The organism is Lactobacillus colini (assembly GCF_017874575.1).
Lineage (GTDB): Bacteria > Bacillota > Bacilli > Lactobacillales > Lactobacillaceae > Lactobacillus > Lactobacillus colini.
In genome coordinates this window covers 102085-118589 of the sequence record NZ_JAGGLU010000006.1, presented here as the reverse complement: position 1 = coordinate 118589, position 16505 = coordinate 102085, and the positions used below count along the sequence as shown (strand labels likewise).

The following is a 16505-nucleotide window of genomic DNA, read 5'->3' as shown; positions in this document are numbered from 1 at the left end:
TATAGAAATCTTGATCTTATTTTTATCTGAACCTAATACCGGGAGTAGGTATGGCTTAATTAACGGTAGGGAGTCAGGGTAACTGTTGTAGATTTAATTTCTGACCAGTCACTCTTCAAGTTACCTGTATATGCTCTCACGCGAACCTCATAAACTTGACCTTTTTTGAAATCACTACCTGTAGCATCTTCAGGATCAGTAATTTCATCGCCGTCTTTTCGTGCTGTTAAGTAAGTAGTCCAGTTTTGACTGCCTTTCAAGCGATAAGCTATTTCGTAGCTGTTAACATTTGGATTGCTATTCCATTTAATAGCGATGTTTGGCTCATCTCCACCGCCATCATCGTAATAACTGACTGCAATTTTGGGAACCTTGACTGCTGATTGATTATTATCAGTTGGTACATAATAAGTAAATGTAATTGGCTTTGAAATAGGTCCAAAGATCTTTTCGCCGTTAATTTCATTAAGTGTACCAACAGCTATAGTATAAGTTTGACCATTTATTAACATATTAGTTGGAATAGTGCGATTTAAAATATTTGGATAAGCCTCTTCTAGTACACTTCCAGGATATGAGGAAATTACACCATCTGAGAGAAGTGACTTGCTTTCTTGATAGTAGATTCCATAACCAGTCGCATTAGCAGCCTTTTCATACTCAACATGTATCCCGTCTTTAGTTGCTTTAATATTAGTAATCTTACTTTGAGCTGGGATATTTTCAGCATCGGAACTAGTTAACTTAAATTGGTAGCGACCGCGTGCTGGGTATAAAGCCAAGAGATAGGTGCCTTTTGTTAGATTCCAAGAATATTTTTTATGATTAACTGTGCCTTTAATATTAGGGCTAACTTGTTCATAATAGTAATTTGAAACCGGGCTAATCTTGATGACATTGTCGTTGAAGATATTTGTCTTAGCATTTTGATAGACGGTCATTGAGGAATAGTCGATTGTTACTTTTTTATCCTTGTTAATTGTGAATTGGTAGTAGCCCATGCTGTTATACTTTTTAGTATGGTACATGTCATAAAAGCCCTTAACATTTTGACCAAGTTTTATCTTAGTTGGTTTAGAAGAGCTAGATGGGTACTTTTTATAAGGAAAAGTTTCTAGACTTTTTCTGATGGAGCTAATTTTAGTATAGTTTGTCTTAATTTGAGCATTTTTATTTACTGTTAAATGGTAATTACCTGTTCGTAGATAAAAGACTTTAGTATTATTTTTAGAAGTTTTGTAAGGAATACACTTCCAATCTGAAGTATTAGTAATTGTGTACTTAGCCTTGGTAGTAACAGTTAACTTGCTAGGTGCCTTAAAGTGTAAGTTATATGTGTTGCCTTTTCTTACGTAGCTAGTGCCTTTAGTTGGCATTGATATTTTGGCTGCATTAGCGGATGCAGAATTTAAGCTAAAAAAGATAGCACTAACCATTAACGCACCTAATAGATATTTCTTTTTCATAGAAAAAACCTCCTAAGTTAATTATATCATCTTAGGAGGCTGACTATATTTAACCAACAGTTCGGCTAATACCAAAAATTGTCTTAAAGATACCGTTAGACAGGATAGGTGTGCTGTAGATAATCCATCTTAAAAATGGAGCGTCAACTGTCTGCTGGATGAACCATTGATTTTGAAAAATTGAACACATCGACAGCACTACATAAACGACAAAGTACGAAGCAATAAAAGATACAATTGCTCCTAAGACACTATCAAGTAAAGTGCCAAAGCCGCTTTTATTAGGATCACGTTTAGGGAGCCATTTTTTAAAAAGCTTAACGATGTTCTTGCCGATAAACCAAATTACAAAAAATGCAAAGAAGCGATAGCCCATTAATTCTAGTGGCACATTACCTGAAGTAGGGATGACTTGACCAGAGAATTGCTCATATAACCAGTTGCCGAAGGGATTTTGACCTAAAATTGCAGCCGCAAAAACTAAAGCTGAAAAAATCATATTGATGATTCTTTGAGCAAATCCAGCCCTGTAGCCTGAATAGGTTTCATAACCTAAATAAACTAATACCAGTATAGTAATTATCATCTGTTTTAACCTTCCTTTGGCATTAATTATAAGCTTAGAAGTTAATTTTAGCTGAAAAAGATAAAAGTAACTACAGAATTTTGACGATTCTTAAAAAATACTCCATAATTAATACGTTAAGTTATTAATAAAATATGTTGTCGTCAGCTGATATTTGCGGTAAATTATGTAGTGTGAAACAGGTTTCACGGGTGAATTATGAATCCAGAACTTTTTTTAAAAAACTTAGCTCAACATGGTTATCAGTTGAGCGAAAAGCAAAAAAAACAATTTGAAACTTATTATCAAGAATTAGTAACGGTCAATGAGAGGGTCAACTTGACCAGAATTGTTGATCGCGATGAAGTGTATGCGAAGCATTTTTATGATAGTGTAACGCCGCTATTAACTTTTAGTGATTTATTTAAGGGCGATAAGACATTATGCGATGTTGGCGCTGGGGCAGGCTTTCCATCGTTACCGATGAAGATCTTACAACCAGATTTGAGGATTACGATTATTGATTCTTTAGGCAAGCGTCTTAAGTTCTTAGAAGAGCTGATTGCTAAGTTAGATTTAAGCAATGTTACTTTAGTCCATGCTCGCGCTGAAGATGCCGGACAAGATCAACATTTACGTGAGAAGTTTGACCTGACTACCGCTCGGGCAGTTGCTAGGATGAGTGTCTTAAGCGAATACTGCTTGCCTTTAGTCAAAAAAGGCGGCTATATGGTAGCTCTTAAGGGCCCCAAGGCCCAAGATGAGCTTAAGGATGCGACTAAGGCACTTAAGGTGCTAGGTGGAAGGGTAGATAAGGTGGAAGAATTAACTCTACCTGATAGTGATGATGAACGAACTTTAATTATTATTAACAAAGTTATGCCAACGCCTAAGAAGTACCCACGTCAAGCCGGTACACCTAATCGCAAGCCACTTTAACATGGAGGATTATTATGGGATTATTTTTTAATAGGAAGAATACAGTTCCTAAAGAAAAGCAAATTCAAGAAATTTCGTTAGATAAGATTATTCCTAATCCTTATCAACCTCGTCATGCCTTTAGTGAAGATTCAATCAACGAATTAGCTCAAACTTTGCAAGAGCAAGGCTTATTGCAGCCGATTATTTTGCGTGAGCACCAAGGTGATGACGCTGAATATGAAATTATTGCCGGTGAGCGTCGCTATCGTGCTGCTAAGTCACTTGGCTGGGATAAAATTTCTGCAATTGTAGAAGAAATGGATGATGAAAAGGTCGCCTCTTTAGCAGTTATTGAGAACTTACAAAGAGAAGATCTAAATCCAATTGATGAAGCTGAAGCTTATGTTAAGCTAATGGAAACTAATGACTTAACACAAACCGAATTGGCCCAGCAAGTAGGTAAGAGCCAATCTTATATTGCTAATAAGATCCGCCTCCTAAAATTAAGTGACAAGGTACAAAAGCTCTTAGTTGATGGAACTCTTAGTCAGCGCCATGGTCGTGCGCTACTAGCACTTGAGCCAGCAGATCAAGATCGTGCAGCTGAGATCATAATAGCCGATGGTCTTAATGTAAAAAAGACTGAAGAAATGGCTAAAGATATTGACGGCTACTTAGCAGCTAAGCAAGTTGATCAAAAAGCTCCTAAGAAAGCAACTAAAAAAGAAAAGACAGTCGTTAACACCAAGCCAACTAAGGACTTTAAAGTTCAAATCAACACTATCAAAAAAGCAATTAAAATGGCAAAAGATTCAGGTATGAAAGTTAAGTACACTGAAGACAAAGGAAAAGATTCATATAAAATTACCATTGAAATGCTTAGAAAGTAGGGCAAAAAATGGTTCAAATTATTTCTGTTGCTAACCAAAAAGGCGGTGTAGGTAAAACTACTACCACTATCAATCTGGGAGCCAGCATTGCACAATATGGTTATAAAGTATTGCTTGTAGATATTGATCCGCAAGGTAATGCTACATCTGGCTTAGGAGTAGAGAAATCAGATGTCGATCAAGATATTTATAATGTATTAATTGATGAAGTCCCTATCTCTAAAACTATCCATCATACTTCAACTAAGGGCTTAGATGTTGTACCAGCTACCATTCAACTAGCTGGTGCCGAAATGGAATTAACTTCCATGATGGCACGGGAGACAAGACTTAAGCAAGGAATTGATGAAGTAGCTGATAAGTATGACTTTATCTTAATTGATTGTCCGCCTTCTTTAGGTCAATTATCAATTAACGCCTTTACAGCATCTGATTCAATTCTAATTCCTGTTCAAAGCGAATATTATGCTATGGAAGGGCTAAGTCAATTACTTAATACTATTCGGCTTGTTCAAAAGCACTTCAATAAGGATTTGGGCGTTGAAGGAGTTTTATTAACGATGCTTGATGCTCGCACTAATTTAGGCGCAGAGGTGGTAAAAGAAGTACAATCTTACTTCACTAAGAAGGTTTATAAGACAATTATTCCTAGAATAACTAAACTAGCCGAAGCTCCGAGTTATGGTAAACCGATTACCGAATATGCTCCTAAGTCACGAGGGGCTAAGGTTTATGACGAACTAGCAAAAGAGGTACTGACAGCTCATGACAAGAAATTCTAAAGAATCACAAAAAAAAGGGTTAGGACGTGGTCTGGAAGCCTTATTTGAAGATAGTCCACAAGCTAAAGAAGCTGAAGAAGTTAAAGACATTTCTTTAGCTGAGATTCGTCCTAATCCATATCAACCACGTAAGACTTTTGATGATAAGAGCTTAAAAGAATTATCTGAATCAATCAAAGAGAATGGTGTCTTTCAGCCGATTATTATCAGAGAGTCAGTTAATGGCTATGAGATTATTGCCGGCGAACGACGTTTCCGTGCTTCTAAGCTAGCCGGCAAAACTACTATTCCAGCGATTACTCGTCAATTTGACGAAGCTCAGATGATGGAAGTAGCGGTATTAGAGAATCTGCAAAGAGAAGATTTAACGCCACTTGAAGAAGCGCAAGCTTATGAAATGCTTCAAAAAAATCTTGGTTTAACTCAAGAAGAGGTTTCTAAGCGTTTAGGTAAATCGCGACCATATATCGCTAATTACTTGCGCTTGCTAACCCTTCCACAAAAAACTAAGCGTCTGCTTCAACGTGGTGAACTCTCAATGGGACAAGCCAGGACTCTTTTGGGGTTAAAGAATAAAGATGGCATTGATAAATTAGCTAAAAAAGTTGTCAAGGAAGGCATTACTGTTCGTAAGCTGGAAGCTTTAGTTAATAATCTAAATGAAAAATCTAAGATAACTAAACCTAAGGTGGTTAAAAAGTCAGCCTTCATTCGGGCAAGTGAGTCAGAGTTGGCCAATAAATTTGGTACTAAGGTTAATATTACCGAAGGCAAAAAAGGAAGAGGCCATCTGGCAATTGATTTTGGTTCAGTTGATGAATTGAATCGTATTTTAAATCTATTAGGTGTAGACTTAGATAGTTAAGTTTTTAATAGGAGTGATTTTTCATGTTTCACTTAGCAGATGTGGTTCAAATGAAAAAAAATCATGCATGTGGTGAAAATAAATGGGAAATCTTGCGCATGGGTGCGGATATCCGCATTAAGTGCATGGGATGCGGACATATGATTATGATGCCGCGGGCAGATTTCAATAAAAAATTAAAAAAGGTTCTGCACGCTGCTAATGATCCTGTTAATAGCAAGTTAGAGCATTATGTACCTAAGGAAGATATTGCTATACCCCATTTTGATTAATTAAGTTAATAAAGATAAGGAGAAAAAATAATGGCATTAACTGCTGGTATTGTTGGTTTACCAAATGTTGGTAAGTCAACCTTGTTTAACGCAATTACTAAGGCGGGAGCTGAAATGGCAAATTATCCATTTGCAACAATTGAACCAAATGTTGGAATGGTTGAAGTTCCCGATGACCGCTTGGCTAGGATTCAAGAATTGATCCCGGCTAAAAAGATTGTACATACTACTTTTGAATTTACTGATATTGCTGGTCTTGTTAAGGGTGCTTCTAAAGGTGAAGGGTTAGGTAACAAGTTCTTAGAGAATATCCGTCAAACTGACGCTATCGTCCATGTAGTACGTGCATTTGATGATGATAATATTACTTCTGTTACTGGTAAAGTTGATCCAGAAGAAGATATTAATACTATTAACTTGGAATTAGCAATTGCCGATTTAGATGCAGTTAATCGTCGGATAGGTAAGGTTCAAAAGGTAGCACAGCAAGGTGATAAGGAAGCCAAGGCTGAGATGGCAGTTTTGAACAAGTTAAAGCCAGTACTTGAAGAGGGGAAAGCAGCTCGTTCAATCGACTTCAATGATGATGAGAAAAAGATTGTTAAGGGCTTATTCTTGCTTACCTCTAAGCCAGTCATTTATGTAGCTAACATCGCTGAAAGTTCAATGGCTGACCCAGAAAGTGATAAGTACTATCAAATTGTCAAAAAGCATGCCGAAAGTGAAAATGCAGAAGCATTGGGGATTTCAGCTGCAACAGAAGAAGAAATCGCATCAATGGATGAAGACGAAAGAAAAGAATTCTTAGAAATGGAAGGCGTTGAAGAGTCGGGGCTTGACCGCTTGATTAAGGCTGCTTACCACATTTTGGGCTTAAGAACTTTCTTTACTGCAGGTGGTCCTGAAACTCGTGCTTGGACTTTCCATGAAGGAATGAAGGCACCACAGGTTGCAGGTGTTATTCACTCTGACTTTGAACGTGGCTTTATTCGAGCAGAAGTTGTTTCATTTGATGACTTAAACGAATTAGAAACCATGCAAAAAGTTAAAGAAGCTGGTAAGTTACGTCTTGAAGGTAAAGATTATGTTGTTCAAGACGGTGACATTATTGAATTTAGATTTAATGTTTAGGAGGTTTTAATGGATCCAAAAGATCAAACTAAAGAAGAGCCAAAAGAAAAATTAACTGCTGAACAAAAAAACGCCGCTCAAGCTGGATCTAAACAAGCAAAGTTGCAAAAGCAATCTAAACGCTTAGAAACAGAAGCAGAATTAAAAAATACCAATCCTGAGCAACTTCGGCAAAAGCTGAGCAATAAGAATGCAGACTATATTTTTCGCTTAGAAAAGGCAATGCGCGATAATGAAAAACTAGCGGGTGAACAAGTAGATAATGCAATTAATAGTATTTTACCTGAGATTATTATTGCTCAATATAAGGGTATGCCAGCTAGCACGCTTTATCGACAATCACCTACTGAAAAGGCTCATGAACTAGCTCATCCTAAGGCTAAGCCCGTTGAAAGCAAATTCTGGATGCAAATTGTAGATAATGTTCTCTTGTATCTAACTTTCTTCTTGGGGATGTTTGGCGTTGTGCAATTGTTCATGCCGAAATCTAAAGATAGCCAAAGCAGCGAAATGGGTATCATTACCATGCTTTCAGTGGCAATTTTGTTTGGAATAATTATGGCATACTACAATAATATGCTTGCTCGTGATAAGGAAGATCGCCCAGCAATCTGGAAGATGATTGCAATTGCAGCGGTTGTATTGATGGCTGTCTTCTTATGGATCACATTTACTAGCTTGCCAGTCTTCAGACCGTTTAACCCAATTATTAATCCTTGGATAGAAATTATCTTGGCAGTTCTTGCCTTTTTGGGACGGCGCTTTTTCAAGCAAAAATATCATGTAGTTGATCCACTAAAACAACGTGCTCAAAATCAAAAACGTGATTAATTGATTTATAAGGATTAGAATATATATAGTATAATAATTGGACGCTTTGCGTCTTTTTATTTTTATTTACTTTTTATAACAACAGAGGGAGGGAATTAACTTGATCAATACCTTGAAGAAGTCGGTTCGACAATATAAGAGACTATCGATGACTTCACCATTATTGGTTGCAGGAGAAGTGTTTATTGAAATGCTGATCCCCTATTTAGTAGGTTCATTGATTGATAATGGTATTTTAAAAGGGAATATGGGCTACATTAATAAATGGGGCTTAATTTTACTTATTATTACAATTATTTCATTAGTCTTAGGTGCTGGGGCTAGTTATGTTTCGGCTCATGCTGCGGCTGGATTTGCGGCTAACTTACGGCAAGATATGTTCTACCATATTCAGGACTTTTCATTTGAAAATATTGATAAGTTTTCAAGTGCTAGTTTGGTAACACGTCTGACAACTGATGTTACTAATATCCAAACAGCTTATCAGATGTTAATTAGAATTGCGGTGCGCGCACCATTAATGCTAATTGTTTCTGTTGTCATGTCGTTTATTGTTAGTCCAAGATTAGCTCTAATCTTTGTAATTTTGGGACCAATTTTGGTTATTGCGCTATTTTTAATAGTAAAAAGTGCTTATCCATACTTTCCTAAGATCTTTAAGGGGTATGACAACTTAAACCAAGTTGTCCGTGAAAATGTCCGTGGTATCCGTGAAGTTAAGACTTATGTTCGCGAAAAATCTCAAATTGAAAAAGCTAAAAATGCGTCTGGTGTAATTTATAAGCTTTTTGCTACTGCGCAAAAGATCATGTCACTGAATGCACCAATTATGATTGGGGTTTTAGACTTATCCATGCTTTTGATTTCTTGGTTTGGTGCTAAAGAGATCATTGGTGGAAGCTTGAGTACTGGTGAATTGGTTTCGATGTTTTCATATTCAAATTCAGTTTTGTTTAGTTTAAACATCTTAGCAATGATCGTTACTCAATTAGTTATTTCCCAAGCTAGTGGACACAGAATTGCAGATGTTCTTAATGAAGAACCAACCATTACCGACCCAAGAAAGCCGTTATATGATATTAATAATGGTGACATTGTTTTTGATCATGTTACTTTTAAGTATGAGCCAGATGAGAAGCACCCTGCCTTAGATGATATTAATTTACATATTAAGCCAGGTGAAACAATCGGTATTATTGGTGAAACAGGTTCTTCTAAGTCAACTCTGGTGTCAATGATTCCAAGATTATACGATGCCACTGGTGGTGCTGTCAGAGTAGCTGGGCATAATGTTAAGTCTTATGACCTTAAAGCGTTACGTGATAACGTTGCGGTAGTCTTGCAGAATAATGTTTTATTCTCAGGTACTATTAAAGAAAACCTTCTATGGGGTAATGAAAATGCATCTGATGAAGAAATAATTCAAGCAGCTAAGGTAGCCCATGCTGATGGCTTTATTAGGGAATTACCAGATGGCTATAACACAATGGTGGAACAAGGTGGTAATAACGTATCTGGTGGTCAAAAGCAACGCTTGACTATCGCTAGAGCATTACTAAAGAAGCCAAAAATATTAATTTTGGATGATTCTACCTCTGCTGTTGATACAACTACTGAACGTGAAATTCGTGAAGCATTGCGTAAAGATATGCCACAAACTACGAAGATTATTATTTCACAGAGAATTGTATCTATTAAGGATGCTGACCGCATTATTGTAATGAACCATGGTAAGATTGAAGATATTGGCAGTCATGATGAATTAATGAAGAGTAATGAATTGTATCGTTCAATTGCTACTTTCCAAGAAGAAGGGAAGTGATAGACTTGGATCAAACTGCAACAAATTCAAAACCAAAAATTAACCATAAAAGAACCCTAAGCCGCTTGCTAAAGCTTGTTTACAAGACTAGTCCGGTAATGTTCATTATTTCAATGATTAGTATTGTAATTAGTGCCGGATCAATTGTTTATGGGTCACTATTCATTGAACAGCTGATTGATAAGTATATTACTCCATTAATTAAGCAGAGTAATCCAGACTTTACTCCTTTATTAACTGCTGTTTTAACTATGGGTGGAATCTTTGCCATTGGGGTCTTAGCTAACTACTTATTTACTGTCTTAATGGCTGTTTTATCTCAGAAGGTGCAATTCAATGTTAGAAACCATATGTTTGAACATATGGAATCTTTACCAATTGCATATTTCGACCAAAATAATTACGGCGATATCATGAGTCGTTATACTAACGATATTGATACCTTGATGCAAATGATTTCGCAATCTATTCCGCAATTTTTGAATTCGCTTTTGAGCTTGGTATTTGTTATCGTAGCCATGTTTAGTTTAAGCTGGCAATTGACAGTCTTTTCATTTGTAGTCTTTGCCTTATCAATTGGGATCGTTCGTTTCTTAACTATCAAGTCAAGTTATTACTTTAAAGTGCAACAAAATAAGCTTGGTCAAATCAATGGTTACGATGAAGAAATGCTTAATGGTCTGAAGGTTATCAAGGTCTTCTCGCATGAGCAAGCTACTAAGGAAGGCTTTAACGGCTTTAATGATGAATTGCGTATTGCTTCAGGTAAGGCTAATACTTATGCAACGATTTTGTTCCCAATTATGGGTAACATGGGTAACTTGCTTTATGTGTTGATCGCATTTTTAGGTGGGGCTGCTGCAATCAATGGTTGGGCACCATTAACCTTAGGTACGATTGCATCATTCTTACAATTGTCTAAGTCCTTTGCTCAACCAATTTCGCAGATTTCACAGCAATTGAATTCTATTGTCCTAGCCTTAGCTGGTGCTAACAGAATCTTTGAATTAGTTGACGAACATTCAGAAATTGATAATGGTAACGTTACAATGTCTGAAAATGAAAAAGTAGAAAATTCATGGTTCTGGGATATTCCTGAACAAGGCAATAAGATTAAAAAAGTCCCAATTAAAGGACACATTATCTTCGACCATGTTAACTTTTCTTATGTACCTGGTCATCAAATTCTGCATGATATTAATATTGATGCTAAGCCGGGCATGAAGGTAGCCTTAGTTGGTGAAACAGGTGCCGGTAAAACAACTATCTCTAATATGCTTAACCGATTCTATGAAATTGAATCAGGTAAGATTACTTATGATGGTGTGCCAATTGAGAATATCCGCAAAGATGATCTGCGTCACTCATTGTCAATTGTCTTACAAGAAACGCACCTCTTCTCTGGTACAATTATGGATAATATTCGCTTCGGTAAGCCAGATGCTAGTGATGATGAAGTGTATCAAGCCGCTCGCTTAGCTCATGCGGATGAATTTATCCATGAGTTAGATGATGGCTATAATACTGTAATTGATGGCAATGGTAGTGACTTGTCTCAAGGGCAAAAACAATTGCTAAGTATTGCTCGGGCAATGATTGCTGATGAACCAGTAATGATCCTGGATGAAGCAACTTCAAGTATCGATACTAGAACTGAGAAGATGGTTCAAGCCGGAATGGATAACTTATTAGCTGGTAGAACTAGTTTTGTTATTGCTCACCGTCTGTCGACAATTGTTAACTCCGATTTGATCTTAGTGCTTGACCATGGTCGCATTATTGAACGTGGTAATCATGAAGAACTTCTTAAGCAAAAAGGTTACTATTACCAACTCTATACTGGTAAGAAGGAACTACAATAATCTAAAAAGCGCATTGAGCGCTTTTTTTCTTCAAGAATTTATTAATTTTTTTGTTAAAAAAGACTTTAAGATAAGCTAATAAGACAATATTGAGTACAATAATAGTAATAAGTTAAGCTAATGTAGAGAGGAATTTAATTCTTATGAAGATCTTAGTTGTTGATGATGATAAGGAAATTGTTGAATTATTAAGTATCTATCTTAAAAATGAAGGTTATGAGCCAATCGCGGCATATAGTGGGAAAGAAGCCTTAACTAAATTATCTACTACACCTGATATCGCATGTATGATCTTAGACATAATGATGCCACAAATGTCAGGTATTGAAGTTATCAAAGAAGTTAGAAAAGATTCAGAAATTCCAATTTTAGTTGTTTCAGCCAAAACTAGTGATATGGACAAGATTCAAGGCTTGATTACAGGTGCTGATGATTACGTAGTAAAGCCATTCAATCCACTTGAAGTTATGGCGAGGGTGCGTTCGTTATTGCGCCGTAGTCAAAAAGAGGTCAAAGATGATAAGCCTGATATATTAGAAGTAGGGCCACTAGTAATTAATAAAGATTCTCATGAAGTTAAGACGATTGATGGTACTCAAATTCAGTTAACTGCTTTGGAATTTGGCATCTTATATATGCTAGCTAGTCATCCTAATCGTGTCTTTAGTGCAGAGGAGATTTTTGAGCGGGTATGGCAACAAGAATCAGTTGTGTCTGCTAAGACAGTTATGGTGCACGTATCACACTTACGTGATAAGATTCAGAAGGCAACGAATGGTGAAGAAGTTATTCAAACTGTTTGGGGCGTTGGCTACAAAGTAGAAGCATAGTTTTAATAATGAAAAAAGAAAAAGTAAAATTAACTACACGAGAAAAAAGTGAACTTTTTGGTGAGGGTGTTGTAACGGTCATTTTACTTTTATTATTAAATTTGTCGATCGTTATTTTGATTAATTTAGTCGTGTTAAATAACCCCAGTTTAGAAAATGGTATTTTCTTTTTAAAAAAGAATGTTACCTTTGGAGATGGGTACCATATCTGGTCGTGGCAGAAGTTATTTGTTAGTTTTATGCTGGTGGGGGATGCGGTCGTTGTTTATTGGCGCTTAATTCGCCGCTATCACCAGATGCAGTTAAGCCATGTGATTCATGAATTGCATTATATTGCTAATGGACATTTTGAACATCGGATTACCTTTGCAGTAAGGCCTGATTTACAAAAAGTAGTCGATTCAATCAATGCCTTGGTTGATTCTACTGTAAGCGCAATGGAAGAAGAGCGCCAAATTGAAAAATCAAAAGATGATCTAATTACTAATGTTTCTCATGATATTAGGACGCCGCTGACTTCAATAATTGGTTATTTAGGCTTGTTAAAGACAAGCAATGTTAGTGCTGAAGATGGTAAAAAATATGTTGATATTGCCTACTTTAAGGCACTACAGATGAAGTCATTGGCAGATGATTTATTTGAATATACTAAGTTAAAGTCAACCAGTAACCGCAAGTTAAGCCTAGCACCATTACATATTAATTCTACGCTTGAACAAATTGCGGCAGGATTTGAATTAGAAGCAGAGAAGAAGGAGATTACGATTGAAACAGTATGCCGTCCCAAGGACTTGGTCATTAATGCCGATGCCAAATTAATCGTGCGTGTGTTTAACAATTTGATTTCTAATGCTTTAAAGTATGGTCATGGTGCCAAAAAAATCGCCTTGATAGCTAATAAGGTTAATAATGATGCCGTTGAATTAAGAGTTGAAAATGATGGTGAGCCGATCCCTAAAGCATCACTTAAGAAGATTTTTGAAAGATTTTACCGAGTAGAATCGTCACGTAACCTAAAAACGGGCGGAACAGGACTAGGTCTTGCTATTACGCAGAGTATTGTTGAACTGCATGGTGGAACAATTAAGTGTGAATCAACACCGAAATTAACCAGCTTTATCATTCGCTTACCACTTAGTGACAGTCCAAACAAAGTAGCAAAGTGATGTGATATAATTTATCTGAATTGATTTAAATTGGGGAGAAACAATGAGCGAATCTAGTATTTCTTTAAACACTTGTATATTAATTTTGAAGGAACACCACTTGTTAAAGTCAAGTGCTGTCCAAGACGCAGTTCCTACTAAGATGGATTATATTTCATATGATTCACGTGATATTAAGACTAACACGCTATTTTTCTGTAAGGGAGCTGGCTTTAGACCAACTTACTTGTCAATGGCCAAAGATAATGGCGCAATCTGTTATGTAGCTGAGCAACCATATCCAGAAGGTAAGGGAATGCACGCCTTGATTGTACGTGATGTTTCCAAAGCGATGGCCTTATTATCTGCTGCCTTCTTCCGCTTCCCACAAGACGACTTGTATGTGGTTGCCTTCACTGGTACTAAGGGTAAGACTACTTCGGCATACTTTTTGAAGGGGATGCTTGACCAAGTTAATGGTGGGCGAACTGCCTTGATTTCTTCAGTTAATGATGTCGTTGGCCCAAGACCAGAAGATAGTTTTAAATCTAGTTTGACTACCCCAGAATCATTGGACTTGTTCCGTGATATGAGAACTGCAGTTGATAATGGTATGACCCACCTAGTTATGGAAGTATCTAGTCAGGCATATAAGAAGAATCGTGTGTTTGGTTTAACTTATGATCTAGGATTCTTCTTAAATATTAGTCCAGACCACATTGGACCAAATGAACACCCTAACTTTGCAGATTACTTACATTGTAAGTTGCAATTAATGGTAAATTCACGTAAATGTATCATTAATGCAATGACTGATCATTTTGATGAAGTTTATGCGGCAGCAACTACCACTACTCAACCTGATAGCATCTATTTATTTGCTAAAAATGACTTTGACAATCCTAACTTAAAAGCTCCAATTGATTTCCGCTTTGAATCACTTGAAACTGATATGGCTGAAACTAAGTTCAAGCTATATTGTGCTACTGAAAAGGCTAAAAAGCTATCTGTTTCAGGTGAATATACACTACAAATGATTGGTGACTTTAACGAAATCAATGGTACAGCAGCAATTATTGGTGCTGGTCTTGCTGGGGAGGAGTATCAAGATATTGCTAAGGGCGTGCGTCACGTTACTATCCCTGGTAGAATGGAGACTCTTCCTTCAGATGGTCACGGTACGATCGTCGTCGACTATGCTCACAATAAAGCTTCAATGATGGCTCTTATGGGCTTTATGCGTAAGGAATTTAATAATCCTAAGATTATTGTAGTAGTAGGAGCACCTGGTGATAAGGGTGTCTCAAGGCGCCCAGGCTTTAGTGAGAGCTTGTCAGCTTATGCAGATAAGGCCTTCTTGACAACTGATGATCCAGGTTTTGAAGATCCAATGGATATTGCTCAAGAAATAGACGCTGGTATTGATCATGATAAGGTTGACGTTACAATTGAACTTGACCGTGAGAAGGCTATTCATGATGCAATTACAATGGCTGGCAAGAATGATATTGTCTTAATCTGTGGTAAGGGAGCAGATCCTTACCAGAAGGTTCGTGGTGTTGATACACCGTACCCAACTGATATTAAAGTTGCTGAAAGTGTCGTTCATGAATTAGAAAAAAACGATAAGAATAAAAAGGACTAGTTAGGTAAGACAATATGAAGCACTTTTTTTCAATTATTGGCGGTATGGGAACAATTGCTACTGAAAGTTATGTACGCCTAATCAATCATCGGGTAAAGATAACTAAAGATCAGGATTACTTAAATTATATTTTGGTTAACGATGCTCAAGTTCCAGATCGAACCGCATATATCAAGGATCATTCCATGCCCAACTTCTTTAATGACTTAAAAGATGACGTTGAAGGACAGGCTAAATTAAAGCCTGACTTTTTTGTGATGCCATGTAATACAGCACATTATTTTTATGATGATTTAGCTGCTTTAACTGATATTCCTTTCTTACATATGATGAGAATTGCAGTTCATAAGTTTGTTGAAGATTACCCTAATGAAGATAAAATTGGCTTAATTGCCACTGAAGGATCAATCTATGACCATTTGTATGTAGATGAGTTAGAACGTGTCGGTAAGAAGGCAGAACTTGGTGGACCTGAAATTCAGCCCATGGTCAATGAGTTGATTTACAGCAATATCAAAGAAAAAGGCATTGTCGATCATGACTTATACCATAAGATATTAAAGACAATGCATGATAAGTATGGCTGTAACGTTATCTTGCTCGGGTGTACTGAGTTATCTTTGGCCCAAGAAAAGGCACCAGATCATCCTTATCATGTCATTGATCCACAATCTATTATTGCTGATGTGTCGATTGAATTAGCTTTAAAAATTAGAAATGGCATGGATCCTAAGCAAGCGATCGCTAAGTATATGTATTAAGTGATTAAGCTTATGGAAGATAAATTATCAAAAACAGTAAAGCAATTTACTAGCGTAACTGCTAAGCAGTCAAGTATACGTGAAAATAATATTTATCTACTAAATCTTCTGAAGAAAACAGAAGAAAAATTATCCAAAAATCCCGTAAATGATACTGACATAGCTAGATATTTGTATCAGGAAATAAATACAACTTGCTTAGTAAATAAGATCAAACTAACAAACAAAGAATTAGCTTTGTTAGATAAAATTAAAGAAATATCTCAGCAAGATGGATGGTTAGGTAGATTAAATTCATTCAATACCACTAATGGATGGTAGTAAACGTAAAAGCTGCATTTTGATTGATTTAATGGTGGACTGTGATGGATTATAAAATTATTACTAATGACAATCGTGATGAAGTTATAAAAATGCTAATGGAAGGTCTGGATGATGTCTTAGTTGCTTTGAATGATAGTACTGATAATCCTATATCTTTAAGTTTATATTTACTTGGGATAGGTATAGCGGATTCATCTGTAGAAACTAAGCTACTACAAAAAGCTTCTGAAATAGTATTGAATGCCAAAGATCCTATGAAATTAACTGTATCTGATTTTAAAAAAGAATTTCACTTGATTTGACCCATCATTGATTCAGAAGAAAGCGTACAATACATTGTTAAATGGATTGGATTAAAAATACCTTTTATTTATCCTGTAGCAATGAACATTC

General features: G+C 36.4%; 17 protein-coding genes. 15 read left to right on the top strand and 2 right to left on the bottom strand.

The genetic code is table 11. From position 1 onward, the window contains the following. Positions 1–59: 59 nt before the first annotated feature. The gene (locus tag J2Z60_RS06585) at positions 60–1466 is read right to left on the bottom strand and encodes a fibronectin type III domain-containing protein (protein ID WP_209686898.1); all 1407 of its coding nucleotides are present in this window, start codon (positions 1464–1466) and stop codon (positions 60–62) included. Between the two features lie 49 nt (positions 1467–1515). After that, complete coding sequence (locus J2Z60_RS06580) at positions 1516–2052, bottom strand: CvpA family protein (RefSeq protein WP_209686897.1); 537 nt, start codon at positions 2050–2052, stop codon at positions 1516–1518. A 198-nt stretch (positions 2053–2250) separates the two neighbouring features. Here J2Z60_RS06580 and rsmG point away from each other — a divergent pair, with 198 nt between their 5' ends. From rsmG to J2Z60_RS06505, 15 genes are all read left to right on the top strand, one after another. Next, complete coding sequence (gene rsmG, locus J2Z60_RS06575) at positions 2251–2970, top strand: 16S rRNA (guanine(527)-N(7))-methyltransferase RsmG (RefSeq protein WP_209686896.1); 720 nt, start codon at positions 2251–2253, stop codon at positions 2968–2970. A gap of 14 nt (positions 2971–2984) precedes the next feature. Beyond that, positions 2985–3842, top strand: coding sequence for a nucleoid occlusion protein (gene noc / locus J2Z60_RS06570; RefSeq protein ID WP_209686895.1), 858 nt, complete (start codon positions 2985–2987; stop codon positions 3840–3842). An 8-nt stretch (positions 3843–3850) separates the two neighbouring features. Beyond that, the gene (locus J2Z60_RS06565; protein ID WP_209686894.1) at positions 3851–4624 is read left to right on the top strand and encodes a ParA family protein; all 774 of its coding nucleotides are present in this window, start codon (positions 3851–3853) and stop codon (positions 4622–4624) included. Beyond that, on the top strand, positions 4608–5489 hold the full coding sequence (locus J2Z60_RS06560) for a ParB/RepB/Spo0J family partition protein (RefSeq protein ID WP_209686893.1): 882 nt from the start codon (positions 4608–4610) through the stop codon (positions 5487–5489). The genes J2Z60_RS06565 and J2Z60_RS06560 overlap by 17 nt, the downstream gene beginning before the upstream one ends. Before the next feature lie 23 nt (positions 5490–5512). After that, positions 5513–5761 carry a DUF951 domain-containing protein gene (locus J2Z60_RS06555; RefSeq protein WP_209686892.1) on the top strand — a complete coding sequence of 83 codons (249 nt, stop codon included), beginning with the start codon at positions 5513–5515 and terminating at the stop codon, positions 5759–5761. Between the two features lie 30 nt (positions 5762–5791). Next, positions 5792–6892 carry a redox-regulated ATPase YchF gene (gene ychF / locus J2Z60_RS06550; RefSeq protein ID WP_209686891.1) on the top strand — a complete coding sequence of 367 codons (1101 nt, stop codon included), beginning with the start codon at positions 5792–5794 and terminating at the stop codon, positions 6890–6892. Positions 6893–6901: 9 nt separating this feature from the next. Then, a complete protein-coding gene (locus tag J2Z60_RS06545) occupies positions 6902–7723 on the top strand; it encodes a DUF1129 family protein (protein ID WP_209686890.1) in 822 nt (273 codons plus the stop codon). Between the two features lie 100 nt (positions 7724–7823). Then, positions 7824–9545, top strand: coding sequence for an ABC transporter ATP-binding protein (locus J2Z60_RS06540; RefSeq protein ID WP_209686889.1), 1722 nt, complete (start codon positions 7824–7826; stop codon positions 9543–9545). Continuing rightward, positions 9542–11407, top strand: coding sequence for an ABC transporter ATP-binding protein (locus tag J2Z60_RS06535; RefSeq protein WP_425352227.1), 1866 nt, complete (start codon positions 9542–9544; stop codon positions 11405–11407). The genes J2Z60_RS06540 and J2Z60_RS06535 overlap by 4 nt, the downstream gene beginning before the upstream one ends. Before the next feature lie 143 nt (positions 11408–11550). After that, complete coding sequence (croR, locus tag J2Z60_RS06530) at positions 11551–12237, top strand: response regulator transcription factor CroR (RefSeq protein WP_209686888.1); 687 nt, start codon at positions 11551–11553, stop codon at positions 12235–12237. A gap of 8 nt (positions 12238–12245) precedes the next feature. Further along, on the top strand, positions 12246–13403 hold the full coding sequence (locus J2Z60_RS06525; RefSeq protein WP_209686887.1) for a sensor histidine kinase: 1158 nt from the start codon (positions 12246–12248) through the stop codon (positions 13401–13403). Between the two features lie 43 nt (positions 13404–13446). Then, positions 13447–15027, top strand: a complete 1581-nt coding sequence (locus J2Z60_RS06520; RefSeq protein ID WP_209686886.1) for a UDP-N-acetylmuramoyl-L-alanyl-D-glutamate--2,6-diaminopimelate ligase — start codon at positions 13447–13449, stop codon at positions 15025–15027. Between the two features lie 14 nt (positions 15028–15041). Beyond that, on the top strand, positions 15042–15788 hold the full coding sequence (locus tag J2Z60_RS06515) for an aspartate/glutamate racemase family protein (RefSeq protein WP_209686885.1): 747 nt from the start codon (positions 15042–15044) through the stop codon (positions 15786–15788). Between the two features lie 12 nt (positions 15789–15800). Beyond that, complete coding sequence (locus J2Z60_RS06510; protein ID WP_209686884.1) at positions 15801–16109, top strand: bacteriocin immunity family protein; 309 nt, start codon at positions 15801–15803, stop codon at positions 16107–16109. 44 nt (positions 16110–16153) lie between these two features. After that, the gene (locus J2Z60_RS06505) at positions 16154–16414 is read left to right on the top strand and encodes a hypothetical protein (RefSeq protein ID WP_209686883.1); all 261 of its coding nucleotides are present in this window, start codon (positions 16154–16156) and stop codon (positions 16412–16414) included. Positions 16415–16505 lie beyond the last annotated feature (91 nt).